The following is a 20,342-nucleotide window of genomic DNA, read 5'->3' on the forward strand; positions in this document are numbered from 1 at the left end:
GTGCCTCAGGCAGCCATGCTGCGCCGCCCAGGCCGAAAGCCCGCCTGGCTGGCCGGCCAGACCACGGACAGACAGGCCAGCGCCAACACCACCAGAGCCCAGGGCAAGGCGGAGGCACCCCGCCAGCCCAGCAGCAGTCCGCCGGCCACGCCGCCGCTCGCCACGGCCAGGTTGAAGACCGTCACCAGCATGGACTGGGCCACGTCGGCGCCCTCGCCCGCCGCATCGGCCAACGCGGTCTGCAGCAGGGTGGGCGCACCGCCAAAGCTCAGGCCCCAGGCCGCAACCCCGATCAGAACGGCCACGGCCGACTGCCCGGCCAGGCCCAGCACCAGCGCAGACACGGCGAACAAGGCCAGGCTCAGCACGGTGAGCGCGCGCAGCCAGCGGTCCACCAGCAGGCCCGTGAGCCAGATGCCGGCAATGGCCGCAAGGCCGAAGAGCAGCAGCACCACATCCACCCTTTGCCCCAGACCCGCCGAAGCCAGGAAGGGCGCGATGAAGGTGTAGAGCATGTTGTGGGCCAGCATCCAGCCGAACAGCGCCAGCAGCACGGGGCGCACGCCGGGCACGAGCAGGATGCGCGCCACGGGCTGGCGTTGGTGCGCCGTCTGCCCGGCGTAATCCGGCACACCCAGCCGCACCCAGGCCAGCAGCAGCAGGCACAGCGCCGACAGCGCCCAGAACACGCCGCGCCAGTCGAACAGGCTGCCCAGCCAGGCGCCCAGCGGCACGCCGGCCGCCAGGGCCAACGGCTGGCCCACGCCCGCCACGGCCAGTGCGCGCCCCTGCAGATGCGGCGGCACCATGCGCCGCGCATAGCCGGCCACCAGCCCCCAGATCACGCCGGCAGCCATGCCTGCGGCAAAGCGGGCGACCAGGGTCAGGCCGTAGTGGCCGGACAGCGCGGTGAGGCTGTTGAAAAGCAGCAGCCCGCCCACCGCCGCCATGAACAGCGGCCGGCGCCTGAGGCCGCGCGTGGCGGCCACGACGGGAATGGCGGCCAGTACCGAACCCAGCGCGTACAGCGTGACCATCTGGCCGGCCATGGCTTCGGACACTGCCAGTCCCGTGCCGATCTGCGGCAGCAGGCCGGCCGGCAGGGTCTCGGTCATGATGGCCAGAAAGCCTGCCATCGCCAGGGCCAGCAGCCTGCCCAGCGGCAGGCCCGTGTCGCCGGAGGTGTCCATGGGCTGGTTCATTGCCTTTTCCTCGCTGCGCATCTCAGGCATGGGAGGCTGGATGGGATGCCAGGTGGGATGCCGCCATGTCCTTGTCGCCATGCCCGGCGGCCAGCGCGCGCTCGAAGCGGCGCAGCCCGGCCTGGGCGCCATCCAGCAGCAGGCCTGCGCCGGCTGCGGCATCGGCCACCAGTTGAGCGTCCTTGACGGCATTGGCCACGGTGAAGCTGGCGTCGTAGCGGCCTGACAGCATGGCAGCGGCCTTGGCCTGGAAGAAGCCGCTGTCCATGGGCCCGCCCGTGACGGCATCGACCACCAGGGCCGGTTCTATGTCCAGCCCCTTGGCCAACGCCAGGCTTTCGGCCAGGCCATGCGTGAGTGCGAAGGCCCAGTGGTTGAGCGCCAGCTTGAGCCGGCTGGCGGCGCCTGCCTGCTGCGCAATCCACAGGCTGCGTTTGCCAATGGCATCGAACACCGGCTGCACCTGGCCGCGCTGCGCCAGCGGGCCTGCGGCCAGGATGACAAGCTGGCCCTGCTCGGCCGGCTGGCGCGTGCCCTGCACGGGGCAGTCGTAGAACACCAGGCCATGCCGATCGGCGAACTGCGCCAGCGGCGCGATGGCGTCAACACCCACCGTGCTCAGTTGCAGCCACAGTGTGCCCGGCTGCAATGCGGGCGCTGCAGCCTGCATGGCCTGCAGCACGGCCGGCCCGTCCTTGAGCACAGTGACGACGATGCGGGCGCCACGCACGGCGTCGGCCGCATCGCCACAGGCCTGAACGCCGTCGGCCGCAAGGGCCTGGGCCTTGGCGGCCGTCCGGTTCCAGGCGCGGACGGTGAAGCCCTTGCGTTGCAGGTTGCGCGCGACGGGCGCACCGATCAGGCCCGTGCCGAGCACGGCAATGGTGGTTTGAAGGTTTGAATGCATGGGAACTCCAGGGTGATGAGAGAGTGAAACGGACACGGAAAATTGAAATCCGGATTACTGGAACGATCATTCCAATTTAAGGAAAATAAAAACCCGCAACGGCACGACATGCGCGCGGCGGGTGACGGGTGGCCGGCTATTGCGCCTGCAGCGCCATGTCGACCACGTCGACCACATCCATCAGGCACTGGCGGCGCTGCGGCGCGCTGCTGCCCTTGCCCAGCACGCGCAGGCCCTGCACGGTGTTCAGGACGAAGCGCGCCAGGGCGCGCGGCTTTTTGCTGTCGGTGATGTCGCCTTCCTGCTGGCCGCGCAGGATGAGCTTTTCCAGCGCCTTTTGCAGGCGCTGGAAGTTGCCGGCCACCCTCTCGGCCACGGTCTCGTCATGGCCGGCCAGCTCCAGCGCGGCATTGGCGACCAGGCAGCCACGGCGCCCGGCATCGCTCAATTCGTCCTGCACGATGCGCAGCAGCAGCTGCCGCACCAGGTCCCGGGCGCGCCCCGGGCCGGACAGCAGTTCCACGTTGGAGGTGGTCACGGCCTCATAGCGGCGCAGCGCATGCTGGAACAGCCCCTGCTTGTTCTCGAAGGTGCCGTACAGGCTGCTGCGCGACAGGCCCGTGCCGTCCACCAGGTCCTGCACCGAGGTGGCCGCGTAGCCGCGCTGCCAGAACACCTGCATGGCGGCGTCTGCGATGTCATCGGGGTCGAAGTCCTTGGTGCGCATGGTGGCTCATTGAATTGGAACGATCATTCCACTCAATGTAGGCGGCCGTTCCGCGGCTGTCAAGATTGCGCCAAAGGGCCTTCACTCGCAGGGAATTTCCAGCCCCACCTTCACGCGGTCCAGCGCCACGATGGTCTTGAACCATTTGACGTTGGGGTTCTCGGCGAACAGGCGCCGCGCCAGGGCCTCGTACTCCTGCATGGTGGCCACGGTGAGCACGAGCACGAAGTCCACCTCGCCCGTGACGTAGTAGCACTGCTGGACCTCGGGCACGGCGAAGTGCGACTTCATGGCGTTGAGCGCGTCGATGCTGGTGCGCTCGGTCATGACCTCCACGATGATCGTGATGGGCCGGCCCACGCGCGTGGGGTCCACGGTGGCGGCCTGGCCGGTGATCACGCCTTCGGCCTGCATGCGCTTGAGGCGGCGCTGCACGGCGGCAGTGGACAGGTTGACCTGCTCGGCCAGCAGGCGCAGCGGCACCGTGCTGTCGCGCTGGACGATGGCCAGGATGGCGCGGTCGAAGCCGTCCAGGTCGGCCAGGTGAGCAGGGTGGGCGGTGTGCTTGGTCATGGGAAGCGAGGACTTTTGGAGGGTGAGAAATTTTCTCGCAAACATCCCCAATTCAGAGACCAAAAAACAGGTGCCGCGAAATAGTATTTCGTCGTTTTCCGCATCCAACGCATGCGGACCTGCCTGCCGAGAAAGCCCATCCCATGGCCACCCTGCTCCACCTGTCTCCCGTGTTTCTTGTGATGTCCATGCTCATGGTTTTGCGCCGCCCGCCTGTGCAGGCGGCCATGGCCGGGGCGGCGCTGGTCGCCCTGCTGTGGCTGGTCGATGCCTGGATGGCGACGGGCACCTCCGCTTCCGGCGCCGCCCTGGCCGCAGCGCGCGACACGGGCGTGCTGTTCCTCAGCACGGCCTTCGTGATCGTGCCGGGCCTGGGCTTTGTGATCCTCATCGAACGCATGGGCGTGAACCAGGCGCTGAGCCAGTGGGTGCGCTCGCTGGGCCTGGGGCCGGCCGATCAGGTGGTGTTCATCGTGCTGGGCCTGGCGCCGCTGCTGGAGGCGATGACGGGCTTTGGCGTGTCGCTGATCGCCACCGTGCCGCTGCTGCTGAGCCTGTTCGAACGGCGCGCCGCGCTGCGCATGGCGCTGGCGGGCATGGCCATCATGCCCTGGGGCACGCTGGGCCTGGCCACGGTGATCGGTGCCTCGCTGGCCCATGTGGACGCGGCAGCGCTGGCCGCTGTGTCCTCGCTGACCAGCGCGCCGGTGTTCCTGGTGCTGGGCGCCCTGTCCCTGCATCTGGCCGGCGAGCGCGGTGCGCGGGCCTGGCTGCTGCTGGGCGGCTTTGGCCTGCTGTTCGTGGGCGTGCTGCATGGCATCAGCCGCTGGATGGGCCCCGAGGTGGCGGGCGTGGGCGCAGGCTTTGCGGTGGCGCTGGGCATGCTGGTGCGCGCACTGCTGCTGCGCGGCACGGCCCAGGCGGCACCCGGCTGGCCGCGACAGGCCTGGCCGTATCTGGCGCTGGCCCTTGCCATCGTGCTGCTCAAGCTGCTGGCCCTGGCCACGCAGTGGGACCAGCGCTGGATCGTGCAGGGCGCCCAGGTGGCCTGGAAGCCGCTGGCCTCGCCCGGCGTGGCGCTGACCCTGGTGCTGGCCCTGCTGCTGGCGCGCGGGGCTGGCCGTGGCGCTGCCCTGGCTGGTGCTCTGGCCGCCCGCGCCAAGCGCCCGCTGCTGACCATCTTCTTCTTTCTGGCCATGTCCCAGATGATGGTCAAGGCCGGTTACCTGTCCGGCCTGGTGCAGCTGCTGGCCGAGCTGGCGCCCGCTGCCCTGGCGCCCATCGTGGCTGCCTTCGGCGCACTGGCCGGCTACATGACGGGCTCCAACGTGGGCGGCAACGCGATCTTCATGCCCGCCATCGCCCTGCTGCCCGAATCCTCGCGCCTGCTGCTGGCCGCCGTGCACAACAGCGCCGCCGGGCATGCGGCGCTGGGCTCTTTGTCCATCGTGATGCTGGTGCTGGGCCTGGCACGGACCACCGCGCAGGAAGAAGGTGAGCTGGTGCGCTTCGGCTTTGCGCTGGCCTGCCTCAATGCGACGGCCGTGGCACTGGCGGCGCTGGCGGCGTTGGTCCTGGCGGGTCTGGGCGTGTTCTGAAGACGTGTTCCCTCCCAATGAAAAGAGGCGCCTCAGCGCCTCTTTGCAAACACGGCAAGCCGCCCGCGTTACTTGCTGTCGCGCAGCTCCCGGCGCAGGATCTTGCCGACCGGGGTCTTGGGCAGCTCGGTGCGGAACTCGATCACGCGAGGCCGCTTGTAGCCCGTGAGGTTGTCGTGGCAGAAATCGCGCACGGCCTGTTCGGTGAGGCTGTCGTCCTTGCGCACGATGACCAGCTTGACGGCCTCGCCGGTCTTCTCGTCGGGCACGCCGACCACGGCGCATTCGAGCACGCCGGGGCAGTTGGAGACCACGTCTTCCACTTCGTTGGGATAGACGTTGAAGCCGCTGACCAGGACCATGTCCTTCTTGCGGTCCACGATCTTGAAGTAGCCGCGCTCGTCCATGGTGCCGATGTCGCCGGTGCGAAAGTAGCCGTCGGCGGTGAAGACCTTGGCGGTTTCGTCGGGGCGCTGCCAGTAGGCGGCCATGACTTGCGGGCCCTTGATGGCGACCTCGCCGCGCTCGCCGATGGTGGTCACGTCGTTTCCTTCGTCATCGACGAGCTTCATCCAGGTGCTGGGCAGGGGCACGCCGATGGTGCCCGAGAACTCGGTGGAGGTGACGGGGTTGCAGCTGACCGAGGGACTGGTCTCCGACAGGCCGTAGCCCTCGCAGATGGGACAGCCGGTCTTTTGCAGCCACAGCTGGGCCACGGCGCTTTGCACCGCCATGCCGCCGCCGACCGAGACCTTCAGGTGCGACCAGTCCACGGTGTTGAAGTCCGGGTGGTTGGCCAGGCCGTTGAACAGCGTGCTCACGGCCGGGAAGCTGTGAAAGCGCTGCGTGGACAGTTCCTTGAGCGTGGCCTTGAGGTCGCGCGGATTGGGAATCAGGATGGTTTTGCCGCCCGTGCGCATGGACAGCATCATGTTCACCGTGAAGGCGAAGATGTGGTACAGCGGCAGCGCGCAGATGCTGGTGGGCTGCTCGCCGGCCGGCACCTTGCCCATGGCGGGCTGGTTCCAGGCCTCGGATTGCAGCACGTTGGCGATGATGTTGCTGTGCAGCAGCACCGCGCCCTTGCTCACGCCCGTGGTGCCGCCCGTGTACTGCAGCAGCGCCATGTCGGAGGCCTGCAGCTGCGGCGCCTGGAAGGGCGAGCGCATGCCCTTGGCCAGCGCGTCATTGAAGCGCACTGCACCAGGCAGCGAGAACGGCGGCACCAGCTTCTTGACCTTGCGCACCACGTAATTGACGATGGCGCCCTTGAGCATGCCCAGCTGGTCGCCCATGGTGCACAGCACCATGTGCTGCACGGGCGTGGCGGCCTTGCAGGCCTGCAGCGTGTGGGCGAAGTTCTCGATGATGACGATGGCCTTGGCGCCCGAGTCCTTGAGCTGGTGCTCCAGCTCGCGCGCCGTGTACAGCGGGTTGACGTTGACCACGACGAAGCCCGCACGCAGCACGGCGGCCACGGCCACGGGGTACTGGGGAATGTTGGGCATCATCAGCGCCACGCGGTCGCCGCGGGCCAGGCCCAGGCTCTGCAGATAGGCGGCGAAGGCGCGGCTTTGCGCATCGACCTGCGAGTAGGTCAGCTCCTTGCCCATGAAGGAATAGGCCACGCGGTCCGCGTAACGGCTGAAGGCCTCCTCCATCAGGGCCACCAGCGAGGGGTATTGGGAGGGATCGATGTCGGCGGGCACACCTGCCGGATAGGCACCCAGCCATGGGCGGTCACTCATGCTGCTCGTCTCCTGGTTTCTCGATTGAACGTGCATTCTCATAAAAAGCACGGTCGTTCGATACTGTGATAACCCTAGTACTACCCCTAGGGTCACCATTGCGTTGCTCCAGGTCAAAGCCCGCCGGGCCGCGCAGGCCCCCGATCCCAGCCCCGCTCAATCCCAGGCGGGAGCCAGGCCGTCAGGGCTGACCTGGCGGTCGCCGCGTTCCAGCGCGGCGATGCGCTGCATGTCTTCAGCGCCCAGCACCAGCTGGCAGCTGTCCAGGTTGGCCTGCAGGTGGGCGCGCTGGGTGGACGAGGGAATGACGGCATAGCCCATGGCCATGGCCCAGGCCAGCGCCACCTGGGCGGGCGTGGCGCCGTGGGCGGCGGCGATGTCGGCCAGCACGGGATCGGCCAGCAGCTTGCCGTAGCCCAGCGTCATGTACGAGGTGGTGTGAATGCCCTGCTGGCGTGCGAAGTCGGTGACGGCACGGTTTTGCAGATAGGGGCTCAGTTCGATCTGGTTGGTGGCGATGTTCGCGGCGCCCACGGCGGCGATGGATTGCTGCAGCAGCGCGATGTTGAAGTTGGACACGCCGATGTGGCGCGTCAGCCCCTGCTCCCTGGCGCGCAAGAGCGCGCCCAGGCTGTCCTCCAGCGGCACGCTGCGCGAGGGCCAGTGGATCAGCGTCAGCTCCACATGGTCGGTGCGCAGGGCTTCAAGGCTGCGCTCCAGGCTGGGGATCAGCGCGTCGGCGGACAGGTTCTCGGTCCAGATCTTGGTGGTGAGAAAGAGCCGATCGCGCGACACGGCGCTGGCGGCGATGGCGGCACCCACATCGGCCTCGTTGCCGTAGATCTGGGCGGTGTCGATGGCGCGGTAGCCCACCTCCAGGGCCTGGCCCACGGAGTGGCGCACCACCTCATCCTTGAGGCGGAAGGTGCCCAGGCCGAACGCGGGCACCACGGAAGCGAGAGAGGCAGTCGATGTCATGCAGGTCTTTCAAAAAGCAAACAAGGCGCGGAACCACGCCCCGAAGACTGCAGTCTGGCGGGTTAACGCTTGCAGATAAAGCCTGGTATCAGCAGAAAATATTTGACGCTGCAGCAACAATTGCGCCAAGCTGGCGCCCCATGAAAACCACCCTGGACGAGTTGCAGGCCTTTCGCGCCGTGATCGACTGCGGCAGCATCACGGCGGCGGCCGAGCAGTTGGGACAGACCACCTCGGGCATCAGCCGCAGCCTGTCGCGCCTGGAGAAAAAACTGGCCACCACCCTGGTGCGGCGCACCACGCGCAGCCTGGAACTGACCGAGGAAGGCGCGCGCTTCCTGGCCCGCGCGCGCGAGGTGCTGCAGGCCCTGGACGCGGCCGAGGAGGAACTGGCCGCGCGGCGCCAGGCGCCGGCCGGGCTGCTGCGCGTCAATGCGGCCTCGCCCTTCATGCTGCATGCCATCGTGCCGCTGGTCGGCGAGTTCCGCGCGCTCTATCCGCTGATCACGCTGGAGCTGAACACCGATGACCTGCACATCGACCTGCTGGCCCAGCGCACCGACATCGCCATCCGCATCGGCGAGCTGCGCGACTCCACGCTGCATGCGCGACTGCTGTGCCACAGCCTGCTGCGCGTGCTGGCCAGCCCCGCCTACCTGCAGGCCCATGGCCCCGTGGCGAGCGTGGCTGCGCTGGCGCGCCACCAGCGCATCGGCAACAGCCAGGTGCCGGGCCTGAACCACTGGCCGCTGCGCACGCCCGAGGGCGGTGACCGCTGGGATGCCGCGCCCCAGCTCACGGCCTCCAGCGGCGAGACCATGCGTCAGCTGGCCCTGGCAGGCCAGGGTGTGGTCTGCCTGGCCGACTTCATGACCGTGCGCGATCGCGCCCAGGGCGAGCTGGTGCAGGTGCTGGCGCGCGAGACCGTGCAGCAGCGCCAGCCCATCCACGCCGTCTACTACCGCAACACGGCGCTGGCCGCGCGCATCACGGCCTTCCTGGACTTTCTCGCGCAGCGCATGGCGCAGTCCTGAGGGCCCTGTGACGTCCGCCTGAACGGCTTGATCGGCCCGTTCGGCTTGTGCATGCAGGGCGCATGCATATGCGTTTTGCTTCGTTGCCACAGGGCTGGCGGCTTTACAGAATCCGGGATTCGCCGCAGCAGGCATGGGCCGGCTGCGGCCGGAGACCGCCTTGCCCCACCTGATCGAAAGCTTTGCCGACATGGCGCCCTTCGTGGCCCTACGGCGCGACCTGCATGCCCACCCCGAGCTGGGCTTCGAGGAACACCGCACCTCGGCCATCGTGGCCGAACGCCTGGCCGCCTGGGGCGTGGAGGTGCACACCGGCCTGGCCGGCACGGGCGTGGTGGGCGTGGTGCACGGCAGGCATACGGACGCACGCCACGGCACGCGCACCATCGGCCTACGCGCCGACCTGGATGCGCTGCCGCTGCAGGAAGAAAACCGGTTCGCCCACCGCTCGCAGCACGCAGGCTGCATGCATGCCTGCGGCCATGACGGCCACACCACCATGCTGCTGGCCGCGGCCTGGCATCTGGCACGCACGCGCGACTTCGCGGGCACGGTGCACCTGATCTTTCAGCCGGCCGAAGAGATGGGCAAGGCCGGCGCACGCAGGATGATCGACGAAGGCCTGTTCGAGCGCTTTCCCTGCGATGCGGTCTTCGCCCTGCACAACTTCGCGCTGGACCGCGTGGGCAGCTTCGCACTCAACCCGGGCGCGCTCATGGCCTCCAGCAACACCTTCCGCATCGTGCTGCACGGGCAGGGCACGCATGCCTCGCTGCCGCACACGGGCATCGATCCGGTGGCCGCCACCATTGACCTGGCCCAGCAACTGCAGACCCTGGTCGCGCGCCATGTGGATTCGCGCGAACGCGCGCTGCTGGCGGTGACGCAGATCCAGGGCTCGGACGCGCCCAACGTGATTCCCGACAGCGCCTGGGTGGGCGGCACGGTGCGCACCTTCTCCGTGGCGGCGCTGGACATCCTCGAAGCCGCCCTGCGCCGCCAGGCCGAGCACACGGCCCTGGCCCATGGCTGCAGGGCCGAGATCCATTTCCGCCGCGCCTCGCCGCCCCTGGTCAACCACGCGGCCGAGGCCGCCTTCGCCGCCGCCGTGATGCGCGAGATCGCGGGCGACGACGCCGTGGACACGCAGTTCCCCGGCGTGCTGGCGGCCGAGGACTTCGCCCACATGCTGCAGGCGCGGCCCGGCTGCTACGCCTTCATCGGCAACGGCCAGGGCGATCACCGACTGCCCGGCCATGGCGACGGCCCCTGCCTGATCCACAACCGCTCCTACGACTTCAACGACGACATCCTTGCCATCGGCGCCAGCTACTTCGTGCGGCTGGTGGAGCGGTGGCTTGCCGGCACCCAGGAAACTTCCCCATGAAAACCTCTCATCCTTCTCCCGTCACCCGCCGCGTTCTGCTGGCAGCAGCCCTGGCCCTGGGACTGGCACCGGCCGTGCATGCCGAACGCGTGATCCGCATCGTCGTGCCCTTCGGCGCAGGCGCCACGCAGGACACGGTGGCACGCACCTTCAGCAATGAACTGGGCCAGGCCCTGGGCGCCACCGTGGTGGTGGAAAACCGGGCGGGCGCGGGTGGCAGCGTGGGCACGGCCCAGGTGGCCAAGTCCGCGCCGGACGGCAACACCCTGGTGCTGGCTGCGGCCAGCCACAACCTGGCCGGCCATCTGTACGCGAAGCTGCCCTATGACCCGCTCAAGGACTTCGTGGGCGTGTCCTTCCTGGGCCGCACGGGCTATGTGGTGGGCGTGCCGGCCGCCTCGGGCGTGCAGACCCTGGGCGAGCTGCTGCAGCGCGCCAGGGCCCAGCCCGGCCAGCTCAACTATGCGTCGGCCGGCAATGGCAGCGCCTCGCACCTGGCCTCGGCCTCGCTGGCCGCGCAGGCGGGCATCAAGCTGCAGCACATCCCCATGAAATCCACGGGCGACGCCACCACCGAACTGCTGGCTGGCCGCGTGCAGCTGGTCACGGGCGCCACCATCGGCATGCTGGCCTTCCAGAAGGACCCGCGCGTCAAACTGCTGGCCTACTCGGGCCAGCAACGGTCGCGCTTCCTGCCCGATCTGCCCACGGTGGCCGAGTCCGGCGTGCCCGGCTATGCCTTCGACTCCTGGCTGGGCCTGCTGGCACCGGCCGGCACGCCACCCGCCGAAGTGGAGCGCATCAACGCCGCCGTGCGCAAGGTGCTGGCCGAGCCCGTGGTCCAGGAGCGCCTGGCCCGCGTGGGCGTGGAAGCCGCCACCCTGCCGGCCGCCGAATTCCAGCGCCTGCTCAAGGACGACTGGGAAGCGTCCGGGCGCATCGTCAAGGCGGCCGACGTGCGCATCGAATAGTCACCCAGGCCGTCACAGCAGCTTGGTGCCCAGCGGCACCTCGCGGTCGGGCACGCACAGTGCGACCTCACCGTTCTCGTTGTGGAATCCCGTGACCAGGCACTCCGAGCGCATGGGACCGATCTGCTTGCTGGGAAAGTTCAGCACGGCCACCACCTGGCGGCCTATCAGTTCCTCGGGCCGGTACAGCGCCGTGATCTGGGCGCTGGACTTGCGCAGGCCCAGCTCCGGGCCGAAGTCGACCTGCAGCACATAGGCGGGGCGGCGCGCCTCCTTGAACACCTGGGCGTCCACGATGCGGCCCACGCGCAGCTCCACCTTGAGGAAGTCGTCAAAGCCAATGGTCTCGTGCAATGCGGATGAAGTAGTCATGCGGCCATGATGCCGCGCCGCCGGGGCCGGCTTTGTCGAGCAACGCTTGCAGTGCGGAACAGTGGCGGGCTCACGAACGCGCGCAGGCATGCGCCAGCCGTGCCATCGCTTCCTGCTGCGGCAAATGCGCGAGGGCCTTCGCCGCCGGCAGATGCAAAGAGCAGAAATAGGCCAGTCCCTGCGGATGGGACAGCATGCCGGCCTGCTCGGCGCAATGGTCGGCAAAGCACAGCCAGGCTCCGTGCAGCGGGCCGGGTTCCTTCGTCGGATCCTTGTTGCAGACGCTGCAAAGGGCGGGTTGCATGGCGGTCGAATCACAGGTGACGAACAAGCCGTCAGTGTCGCAGCTTCCATGAAAAAGGCCGGCATCGCGTCCGATGCCGGCCTGGTGCGGGGCCCTCGACAGGCCCCGCAGCGGTTCGCGCCAGGATTACTTGGCGGCGACCACGCGCACCATTTCCAGGCACTTGTTCGAGTAGCCCCACTCGTTGTCGTACCAGGACACGACCTTCACGAAGGTCTTGTCCAGGGCGATGCCGGCTTCGGCATCGAACACCGAGGTGCAGGACTCGCCGCGGAAGTCCGTGGCCACGACCTTGTCTTCGGTGTAGCCCAGCACGCCCTTGAGCGCGCCTTGCGACTGGGCCTTCATTTCGGCGCAGATCTCTTCGTAGCTGGCTTCGCTGTTCAGTTCCACCGTCAGGTCCACCACCGACACGTCGGAGGTGGGCACGCGGAAGGACATGCCGGTCAGCTTCTTGTTGAGCTCGGGAATCACCACGCCCACGGCCTTGGCTGCGCCCGTGCTGGAGGGAATGATGTTTTCCAGGATGCCGCGGCCGCCGCGCCAGTCCTTGTTGCTGGGGCCGTCCACGGTCTTTTGCGTGGCGGTGGCAGCGTGCACGGTGGTCATCAGGCCGCGCTTGATGCCCCACTTGTCGTTGAGCACCTTGGCCACGGGAGCCAGGCAGTTGGTGGTGCAGGAGGCGTTGGAGATCACGTCCTGGCCGGCGTAGGTCTTGCAGTTCACGCCGAAGACGAACATCGGGGTGCTGTCCTTGGAAGGCGCGGACATGATGACCTTCTTGGCGCCGGCAGCCAGGTGCTTGCGTGCGGTCTCGTCGGTCAGGAACAGTCCAGTGGCCTCGATCACGATGTCGGCGCCGACTTCGTTCCACTTCAGGTTGGCGGGGTCGCGCTCCTGCGTCAGGCGGATGGTCTTGCCGTTGACGATCAGGTTGGAGCCCTCCACCGAGACCTCGCCCTTGAAGCGGCCGTGCACGCTGTCGTACTTGAGCATGTAGGCTAGGTAGTCGGGCTCGAGCAGGTCGTTGATGCCCACGACTTCGATGTCGCTGAAGTTCTGCACGGCAGCGCGGAACACCATGCGGCCGATGCGGCCGAAGCCGTTGATACCGATCTTGATCGTCATATTTGCCTCTTGGATTGACGGATTGCGAAAAACGGAAAAACTGAAACGGTGAGGGCCAAGCCGGGCCTGGCGGGCGGCAAAAAGGGGCCACAGGCCCCTTCTCGCAGCTTTACTTGCCGGCGCGCTGCAGCGCAGCCTGCACGGTGTCGGCCACGTTCTCGGCCGTGAAGCCGAAGTGCTTGAACAGCACGGGCGCTGGGGCCGATTCGCCGTAGGTGTCGATGCCGACGACGGCGGCGCAGCCGTACTTCCACCAGAAGTCGGTCACGCCCATTTCCACGGCGATGCGCGGCAGGTTGGCCGGCAGCACCTGGCTCTTGTACTTGGCGTCCTGCTTGTCGAAGGTGGTGGTGCTGGGCATGGAGACCACGCGCACGGCGACCTTGCGCTCGGCCAGCAGCTTCTGGGCTGCCAGGGCCAGCTGCACTTCGGAGCCGGTGGCGATGATGACGGCCTGGGCCTTCTTGTTCAGGCCGACGGCCTTGGGCTCGGACAGCACGTAGGCGCCGCAGGCGATGTCGTCCAGCGCGTCTTCGGTCTTGGCTGCGTAGGCCAGGTTCTGGCGCGACAGCAGCAGGGCCGTGGGCTTGTTCTTCTGGCTCAGGGCCACGGTCCAGGCGACGGCGGTTTCCGTGGTGTCGGCAGGGCGCCAGACATCCAGGCCAGGGATCAGGCGCAGCGAGGCGGCGTGCTCGATGGACTGGTGGGTGGGGCCGTCTTCGCCCAGGCCGATGGAGTCGTGCGTGAAGACGTGGACCACGCGCTGCTTCATCAGCGCGGCCATGCGGATGGCGTTGCGGCTGTAGTCGCTGAAGGTCAGGAAGGTGCCTGCGTAGGGGATGTAGCCGCCATGCAGGGCGATGCCGTTCATGATGGCGGCCATGCCGAACTCGCGCACACCGTAGTTGATGTGGCGGCCGATCTTGCCGTCTTCAGTCAGGACCACGGCACCCTTGTCGTCCACGCGCAGCGAAGGCGTGCTCTTGGTGTTGGTCAGGTTGGAGCCGGTCAGGTCGGCCGAGCCGCCCAGCAGCTCGGGCAGGGCTGCGGTCAGGCCTTCCAGGGCCAGCTGGCTGGCCTTGCGGCTGGCCACGGTGGCGCCTGCGTCATGCGCGTCGGAGGCGATCTGCGCGGCGATCTCGCCGAAGTTGGCAGGCAGGTCGCCGGCCATGCGGCGCGTGAAGTCGGCAGCCAGTTCGGGGAAGGCCTTGGCGTAGGCGGCGAACTTCTTGTTCCAGGCCGCTTCGGCCTTGGCGCCGGCGGCCTTGGCATCCCAGTCGCCGTAGACGCTGGCGGGGATGTCGAAGGGGCCGTGCTCCCAGCCCAGGGCCGCGCGGGTCAGCGCGATTTCCTCGGCGCCCAGGGGCTCGCCGTGGGCCTTGGCCGTGTCCTGGCGGTTGGGCGAGCCCTTGCCGATGCTGGTCTTGCAGCAGATCAGCGTGGGCTTGGAGCTGTTCTTCTTGGCAGCGGCGATGGCGGCATCGAGGGCCTGGACGTTGTGGCCGTCCACGTCGCGGATCACGTTCCAGCCATAGGCTTCAAAGCGGGCGGGCGTGTTGTCGATGAACCAGGGAGCGACCTTGCCGTCGATGGAGATGCCGTTGTCGTCGTACAGCGCCACCAGCTTGCCCAGCTTCCAGGCGCCGGCCAGGGCCGCGGCCTCGTGGCTGATGCCTTCCATCAGGCAGCCGTCACCCAGGAACACGTAGGTGTGGTGGTCGACGATGGCGTGGCCGGGACGGTTGAATTCGGCAGCCAGCAGCTTTTCGGCCAGCGCGAAGCCCACGGCATTGGTGATGCCCTGGCCCAGCGGGCCGGTGGTGGTTTCCACGCCGGGGGTGATGCCTACTTCGGGGTGGCCGGCCGTCTTGCTGTGCAGCTGGCGGAAGTTCTTGAGCTCGTCGATCGGCAGCGCGTAGCCCGTGAGGTGCAGCAGCGCGTAGATCAGCATGGAGCCGTGGCCGTTGGACAGGATGAAGCGGTCACGGTCAGCCCATTGCGGGTTGACGGGGTTGTGCTTGAGGTGACGGCTCCACAGTGCCACGGCCATGTCGGCCATGCCCATGGGGGCGCCGGGGTGGCCGGAGTTGGCTTGTTGAACGGCATCCATTGCGAGTGCGCGGATCGCATTCGCCATTTGTTGAGTGTTGGCCATCAGGGCGCTCCGTGAAGGAGGGGGTAATCAGAATAAGCCGGCCATTTTAAAGGACTGGGGTTTTCGGCTCCCGGGCGCGGGGCAATGGCCGCTGGCAATGGTCTACAGTTGCCCTCCATGACCGCCCAGCCCATCCCGCCGTTCCCCGCCGCCAAGGCGCTTTCCCTCACCGAACAGCCGCCTGCCATGCTGCTGGCCGCAGGCCGTGGCGAGCGCATGCGGCCGCTGACCGACACCACCCCCAAGCCCCTGCTGCAGGTGCAGGGCCAGCCGCTGCTGCAGCACCACATGCAGGCGCTGGCCCGGGCGGGCGTGCGCCGCGCGGTGGTCAACACGGGCTGGCTGGGCGCGCAGATTCCGGCGCGATTCGGCCCCCAATTCGTGCCTGACAACGGGGGCGAGCCGCTGCAACTGGCCTATTCCCCCGAGCCCGAGCAGGCGCTGGAGACCGCCGGCGGCATTGCGCGCGCGCTGCCGCTGCTGGGCGAGGTGTTCTGGCTGGCGGCCGGCGACGTCTACGCGCCCGACTTCGATTTTCCGTTCGAGGCGGCCCGCGAATTTGCCGCCAGCGGCCGCCTGGCCCATCTGTGGCTGGTGCCCAACCCCGAGCACCACCCGCGCGGCGACTTCGGCGTGGACGAACTGGGCCTGGCCTGCGACTGGCCCGAGGGCGATGCCCGCCCGCGCCAGACCTACGGCACCATTGCGCTGCTGCGCGCCGAGCTGTTTGCCGCGCCCTGGTGCGACATCCCGCCCGGCAACCCCGAGGGATGGCGCGTGCCGCTGGTATTGCTGCTGCGCCGCGCCATGGCGGCCGGCCAGGTGGGGGCCAGCCTGTACACGGGCCGCTGGACCGACGTGGGCACGCCCGAGCGGCTGGAACGCCTCAACGCGCCGGGCTGATACACCGCGCGTCGGTGAGTGCGGCCTGGCGATCGGCGGCTTGGCGCCCTGCCCGCTGCGCCTGCAGGCAGCGGCTCGCGCTTCGTGATAGCGTCGCCGGTTCGGCGCAGCGGCGCGCCAGAAAGCCTTTCGATGAGCGTGATCCAGTATGTGATGTTCCTGGCCCTGGTGGGCCTGGCGACGTTTTGCCAGAACCTGACGGGCTTTGCCTTCGGGCTGATCTTCGTGGGCGTGGCCGGTGCCACGCACCTGATGGGCATTGGCGATGCGGCCAACGTGGCCTGCCTGCTGTCCGTGGTCAACGGCGTGGCCTACCTGCGCGCCCACCGCCAGGTGCCGCAGTGGACGCTGCTCAAGCCCATGCTGATCAGCAGCGTCATCGGCGTGATCGGCGGCGTGCTGCTGCTGCAGTGGCTCAGCGGCAATGCGCTGAGCGGGCTGCGCATGCTGCTGGGCCTGGCCATCGTGGCCTGCGCGCTGTTGCTGTTGCTGCAAAAGCAGGTCAACGCGCAGGTGTCGGGGCCGGTGTCGCTGTGGGTGGCCGGTGTGGCATCGGGGGTGCTGGGCGGCCTGTTTGCCACGCCGGGCCCGCCCATGGTCTACCACCTGTACCGCCAGCCGCTGGACCGCCTGGTGGTGCGCCAGTGCCTGTTTGCCATGTTCCTCACCTGCGCGCTGCTGCGCCTGGCGATGGTGGCCTGGGAGGGCGAGATCACCGCCAGCGTGCTGCTGGCGGCGGCCCTGGCCTTTCCCGTGGTGACGGTGGTGACCTGGCTGCACATGCGCCATCCGCCCGCCCTGCCCAAGCGGCTGGTCGAATGGATGGTCTGCCTGCTGCTGGTGCTGTCGGGCACCAGCCTGCTGGTGTCGGGCTGGAACGCCAGCCACCCCCAGCCCGTGGTGCCCGATGACGAGATGGCCATGGCCGTACCCCAGCGGTCACCGGCTGCGGCCCCCGCACCGCGCTGACAACAAAAAAGCCCGCCGGGCGGACCGGCGGGCTTTTTTTGAAGGGGGAAGGAACCGATCAGTTCACGACCTGCTGCAGCGAACCGGCAGCGTACTTGGCGGCCATCTGCTCCAGCGTGTAGCCCTTGATCTTGGCGCCCTGGCCTTCGCAGCCGAACTCGATGTAGCGGGCCTTGCAGATCTGCTTGGCGGCTTCGCGGGCGGGCTTGAGCCATTCGCGGGCATCGAACTTCTCGGGGTTCTCGGCCAGGAACTTGCGCACGGCGCCGGTCATCGCCAGGCGGATGTCGGTGTCGATGTTGATCTTGCGCACGCCGTGCTTGATGGCTTCCTGGATTTCCTCGACGGGCACGCCGTAGGTTTCCTTCATGGCGCCGCCGTACTGGCGGATGATTTCCAGCAGTTCCTGGGGCACGGAGGAGGAGCCGTGCATGACCAGGTGGGTGTTGGGCAGGCGCGCGTGGATTTCCTTGACGCGCTGGATGGACAGGATGTCGCCCGTGGGCTTGCGCGTGAACTTGTAGGCGCCGTGGCTGGTGCCGATGGCAATGGCCAGCGCGTCCAGCTGCGTGGCCTTGACGAACTGGGCCGCTTCCTCGGGATCGGTCAGCAGGGCCGAGTGGTCGAGCACGCCTTCGGCGCCCACGCCGTCTTCCTCGCCGGCCATGCCGGTTTCCAGCGAGCCCAGGCAGCCGAGTTCACCTTCGACGGTGGCGCCCAGCTTGTGGGCCATTTCCACGACCTTGCGGGTCACGTCCACGTTGTATTCGAAGGAGGAAGGCGTCTTGCCGTCTTCCATCAGCGAGCCGTCCATCATCACCGAGCCGAAGCCCAGGTTCAGCGCGCCCTGGCAGATGGCGGGCGAGGTGCCGTGGTCCTGGTGCATGACCAGGGGGATGTGGGGATACTGCTCGGCAGCGGCCTGGATCAGGTGCTTGATGAAGGGTTCGCCGGCGTACTTGCGGGCGCCTGCGCTGGCCTGCAGGATGACGGGCGCGCCCACTTCGTCAGCGGCCGACATCACGGCTTGCACCTGCTCCAGGTTGTTGACGTTGAAGGCGGGAAGACCGTAGCCGTTTTCGGCAGCGTGGTCCAGCAGTTCGCGCATCGAAACGAGAGGCATGTGTAGGGTCCGTATCAAGTTGTTGAGAGGGGGATGCCCCTGCCGCATGGCAGCCGCCGCTGCGTCATGGGTGCGCTGCGGGGCCACGGCCGGGGGATCGCGGCAGTAACCGCTTGGTAACTGGCGATTTTAACCAGCTGCCGCCAACCCTGTCCCGGGCATTCCCATGCGGTAGCAGGTCGTGAAGCCTTCGGGCGGCGCGGCCTCGCCAAAGCTTCCCTGGTGGGCGCGCAGCACGCGCGCCACGATCTCGTGGCCCAGGTGCAGGCTGTCCACGGGCGCTGCCGCGCGCTCGGCGCCATCGCGGCGGCCGTCGCTACGGCGGCCGTCGTCGCAGACCTGCAGCCAGACCTCGCCGTCGGGCCCCTGCCCGGCCTGGACCTCGATCTGCGTGCCGTGCGGCGTGTGCTTGAGGGCGTTTTCCACCAGATTGCGCAGCGCCAGCTCCAGCAGCACGGCATTGCCCATCACGCCCAGTGCCTCAGGCGCCTGCACGGACAGGCTGCAGTCGCGCTGCCATGCCGCCTGCGCATGGGCGGCCACCACCTGCCGGGCCAGCGCGGCCAGGTCCACGGGCACGGGCGGCTCGGCCAGCATGGCGCGGCCGGCGCGCGCCAGTGCCAGCAGCTGGTTGAGCACATGGCCGGCATGCAGCGCGTCCCGGCCTATCTGCGCCAGCGCCTGGCGTTGGGCCGGGGCGTCCATGGCACCGGCCGGCGCATCGCCCAGGGCCCGCGCCTGCAAGGCGATGGAGGCCAGCGGCGTGCGCAGTTCATGGGCCACTTCGTTGGCCAGGCTGCGCTCGCGCTCCAGCGCCTCCTGCTGGCGGTCCAGCAAGGTGTTGATGGAGTTCACCACGGGCATGAATTCCCGCAGCGCGTGGCGGTGCGAGACGCGCTCGGCCTGGGCCAGGTCCAGGCGCTCCACCTCGCGCGAGAGTTCGTTGAGCGGCCGCATGCCCCGGCGAATGGCCAGCCCCAGCGCCAGCGCCACCACGGGCAGCAGCCACAGGCCGGGCTCGACCATCTGGCCCGCAATGTCGTCGGCCAGTTCGTCGCGCTCCTGCAGCTCGATCATCACGCTGACCTTGCGTGCGTGGTCGCGGCTCCATTGGGTGAAGCTGCGCCAGGCCCGATGCTCGGGACCCAGGCGCAGCGTGGCAAAGCCCTGCTCGGTGTCGAAGGAGGGCTCGGGCGCATCGCCCGTGCGCGAGATGAGCCGGCCCGAGCCATCCCACAGGGCCACGCTCAGCGACTGCTGGTAATCGTGGGCCATGAGGCCGGGGGGCTCATGCACGGGCGTGGCTGCTCCCTGGCCTACGGCGCCTGCGACTTCCAGGTTGAGTACCAGCGCAGCGACGCCGGCCAGGTGGCCGTCGGTGAGCTCGTCTGCCTCGTGCACGCCGGTCTGGTAGCCCAGCGCCACGAAGCTGGCCCAGACCACGACCAGCGCGCCCAGCATCCAGGCCATCAGATGCCAGATCAGCGAGGGGCGGCGGTCCGGCGCGGTGCTCATGTGTTCTCCACGGGCAGGAAGTAGCCCACGCCACGCATGGTGACGATGCTGGCATTGCCCAGCTTCTTGCGCAGGTGGTGGATGTGGACTTCGACGGCATTGCTTTCCACGGCCGTGCCCCAGCTGTAGAGGTGCTCTTCGATCTGCTGGCGCGAGAGCACGCGCCCGCGCGCCTGCAGCAGCACCCAGAGCACGGAGAACTCGCGCGGCGACATCTCCACCAGCTTTCCGTCGCGGCGCACGGTGCGCGCGGCCGGGTCGACCTCCAGCTCGCCATGGCGGATCACGGGTGCCGCCTGCCCGCCTGCGCGGCGCAGCATGGCGCGCAGCCGCGCCTCCAGCTCGTCGATGTCGAAGGGCTTGACCAGGTAATCATCGGCACCCAGGTCCAGCCCGGCGATGCGCTCGCGCACCTGGTCGCGCGCGGTCAGGATGAGCACGGGCGTGTTGGGGTCCGGCAGGGCCTGGCTGTCGCCACCCGGGCGGCGCGGGCCCCGCAGGCGGCGCAGGATTTCGCTGCCGTCGCCATCGGGCAGGCCCAGGTCCAGCAGCACGGCATCGAAGCGCTCCATCTCCAGCGCATGCCAGGCCTCGGCCACGGTGGTGCAGACATCGACCGCGTAGCGGCGCTGTTGCAGATTGGCCTGCAGGCCTGCGGCAATGCCCGCGTTGTCTTCGACGACCAGTATTCGCATGCGCGCATTGTGCAATGACCGCTGCCGGCTGCGGTGCCAGACGATGGCCGCAC

General features: G+C 68.5%; 19 protein-coding genes. 6 read left to right on the forward strand and 13 right to left on the reverse strand.

Annotated elements, in window-relative coordinates; translation table 11 throughout:
• Window positions 1-5 precede the first annotated feature (5 nt).
• The 4 genes from INR38_RS16710 to INR38_RS16725 form a co-directional block, all read right to left on the reverse strand.
• Window positions 6-1,202, reverse strand: coding sequence for an MFS transporter (locus tag INR38_RS16710; RefSeq protein WP_207443432.1), 1,197 nt, complete (start codon window positions 1,200-1,202; stop codon window positions 6-8).
• Between the two features lie 22 nt (window positions 1,203-1,224).
• Window positions 1,225-2,109, reverse strand: coding sequence for an NAD(P)-dependent oxidoreductase (locus INR38_RS16715; protein ID WP_016449823.1), 885 nt, complete (start codon window positions 2,107-2,109; stop codon window positions 1,225-1,227).
• A gap of 136 nt (window positions 2,110-2,245) precedes the next feature.
• Entirely contained in the window at window positions 2,246-2,836 is a 591-nt protein-coding gene (locus INR38_RS16720; protein WP_207443408.1) for a TetR/AcrR family transcriptional regulator, read from the reverse strand.
• A gap of 81 nt (window positions 2,837-2,917) precedes the next feature.
• Window positions 2,918-3,409, reverse strand: a complete 492-nt coding sequence (locus INR38_RS16725; protein ID WP_016449824.1) for an Lrp/AsnC family transcriptional regulator — start codon at window positions 3,407-3,409, stop codon at window positions 2,918-2,920.
• 143 nt (window positions 3,410-3,552) lie between these two features.
• Between INR38_RS16725 and INR38_RS16730 the strand changes: the two genes are divergently transcribed.
• Complete coding sequence (locus tag INR38_RS16730) at window positions 3,553-5,007, forward strand: transporter (RefSeq protein ID WP_207443409.1); 1,455 nt, start codon at window positions 3,553-3,555, stop codon at window positions 5,005-5,007.
• 68 nt (window positions 5,008-5,075) lie between these two features.
• On the opposite strand, the gene INR38_RS16735 is transcribed toward INR38_RS16730, so the two are convergent.
• Window positions 5,076-6,755 (reverse strand): long-chain-fatty-acid--CoA ligase, encoded by a 1,680-nt coding sequence (locus tag INR38_RS16735; RefSeq protein ID WP_207443410.1) that lies wholly within the window; start codon window positions 6,753-6,755, stop codon window positions 5,076-5,078.
• A 156-nt stretch (window positions 6,756-6,911) separates the two neighbouring features.
• A complete protein-coding gene (dkgB, locus tag INR38_RS16740) occupies window positions 6,912-7,733 on the reverse strand; it encodes a 2,5-didehydrogluconate reductase DkgB (RefSeq protein ID WP_207443411.1) in 822 nt (273 codons plus the stop codon).
• 140 nt (window positions 7,734-7,873) lie between these two features.
• On the opposite strand from dkgB, the gene INR38_RS16745 reads away from it, so the two are divergent.
• The 3 genes from INR38_RS16745 to INR38_RS16755 all read left to right on the forward strand — a co-directional run bounded on the left by INR38_RS16745 (window position 7,874) and on the right by INR38_RS16755 (window position 11,125).
• Complete coding sequence (locus tag INR38_RS16745) at window positions 7,874-8,767, forward strand: LysR family transcriptional regulator (RefSeq protein WP_207443412.1); 894 nt, start codon at window positions 7,874-7,876, stop codon at window positions 8,765-8,767.
• 133 nt (window positions 8,768-8,900) lie between these two features.
• Window positions 8,901-10,154, forward strand: a complete 1,254-nt coding sequence (locus INR38_RS16750) for a M20 aminoacylase family protein (RefSeq protein WP_207443413.1) — start codon at window positions 8,901-8,903, stop codon at window positions 10,152-10,154.
• Entirely contained in the window at window positions 10,151-11,125 is a 975-nt protein-coding gene (locus INR38_RS16755) for a tripartite tricarboxylate transporter substrate binding protein (RefSeq protein WP_043825429.1), read from the forward strand. Before INR38_RS16750 ends, INR38_RS16755 begins: the two co-directional genes overlap by 4 nt.
• A 12-nt stretch (window positions 11,126-11,137) precedes the next feature.
• Here INR38_RS16755 and INR38_RS16760 read toward each other — a convergent pair whose 3' ends face one another.
• The 4 genes from INR38_RS16760 to tkt form a co-directional block, all read right to left on the reverse strand.
• Window positions 11,138-11,497, reverse strand: a complete 360-nt coding sequence (locus tag INR38_RS16760) for a tRNA-binding protein (protein ID WP_026062619.1) — start codon at window positions 11,495-11,497, stop codon at window positions 11,138-11,140.
• A 70-nt stretch (window positions 11,498-11,567) separates the two neighbouring features.
• Window positions 11,568-11,828: a hypothetical protein gene (locus tag INR38_RS16765; protein ID WP_207443414.1), complete on the reverse strand. Its 261-nt coding sequence runs from the start codon at window positions 11,826-11,828 to the stop codon at window positions 11,568-11,570.
• Window positions 11,829-11,927: 99 nt separating this feature from the next.
• Window positions 11,928-12,929 (reverse strand): type I glyceraldehyde-3-phosphate dehydrogenase, encoded by a 1,002-nt coding sequence (gene gap, locus INR38_RS16770; RefSeq protein WP_012202871.1) that lies wholly within the window; start codon window positions 12,927-12,929, stop codon window positions 11,928-11,930.
• A 109-nt stretch (window positions 12,930-13,038) separates the two neighbouring features.
• Window positions 13,039-15,084: a transketolase gene (gene tkt, locus INR38_RS16775; protein ID WP_012202870.1), complete on the reverse strand. Its 2,046-nt coding sequence runs from the start codon at window positions 15,082-15,084 to the stop codon at window positions 13,039-13,041.
• 117 nt (window positions 15,085-15,201) lie between these two features.
• Between tkt and INR38_RS16780 the strand changes: the two genes are divergently transcribed.
• Complete coding sequence (locus tag INR38_RS16780) at window positions 15,202-15,987, forward strand: nucleotidyltransferase family protein (RefSeq protein WP_063327479.1); 786 nt, start codon at window positions 15,202-15,204, stop codon at window positions 15,985-15,987.
• A 132-nt stretch (window positions 15,988-16,119) separates the two neighbouring features.
• Entirely contained in the window at window positions 16,120-16,956 is an 837-nt protein-coding gene (locus INR38_RS16785) for a sulfite exporter TauE/SafE family protein (RefSeq protein ID WP_012202868.1), read from the forward strand.
• 58 nt (window positions 16,957-17,014) lie between these two features.
• Here the strand turns inward: INR38_RS16785 and fba are convergent, their stop codons facing one another.
• The 3 genes from fba to INR38_RS16800 form a co-directional block, all read right to left on the reverse strand.
• Window positions 17,015-18,079, reverse strand: coding sequence for a class II fructose-bisphosphate aldolase (fba, locus tag INR38_RS16790; protein ID WP_013804528.1), 1,065 nt, complete (start codon window positions 18,077-18,079; stop codon window positions 17,015-17,017).
• A gap of 129 nt (window positions 18,080-18,208) precedes the next feature.
• Complete coding sequence (locus INR38_RS16795) at window positions 18,209-19,594, reverse strand: histidine kinase dimerization/phospho-acceptor domain-containing protein (RefSeq protein ID WP_207443415.1); 1,386 nt, start codon at window positions 19,592-19,594, stop codon at window positions 18,209-18,211.
• Window positions 19,591-20,289 (reverse strand): response regulator transcription factor, encoded by a 699-nt coding sequence (locus INR38_RS16800; RefSeq protein ID WP_013804530.1) that lies wholly within the window; start codon window positions 20,287-20,289, stop codon window positions 19,591-19,593. Before INR38_RS16800 ends, INR38_RS16795 begins: the two co-directional genes overlap by 4 nt.
• Between the last annotated feature and the right edge of the window lie 53 nt (window positions 20,290-20,342).

The organism is Delftia sp. SD018, from assembly GCF_017355445.1.
Classification (GTDB): Bacteria; Pseudomonadota; Gammaproteobacteria; order Burkholderiales; family Burkholderiaceae_C; genus Comamonas; species Comamonas acidovorans.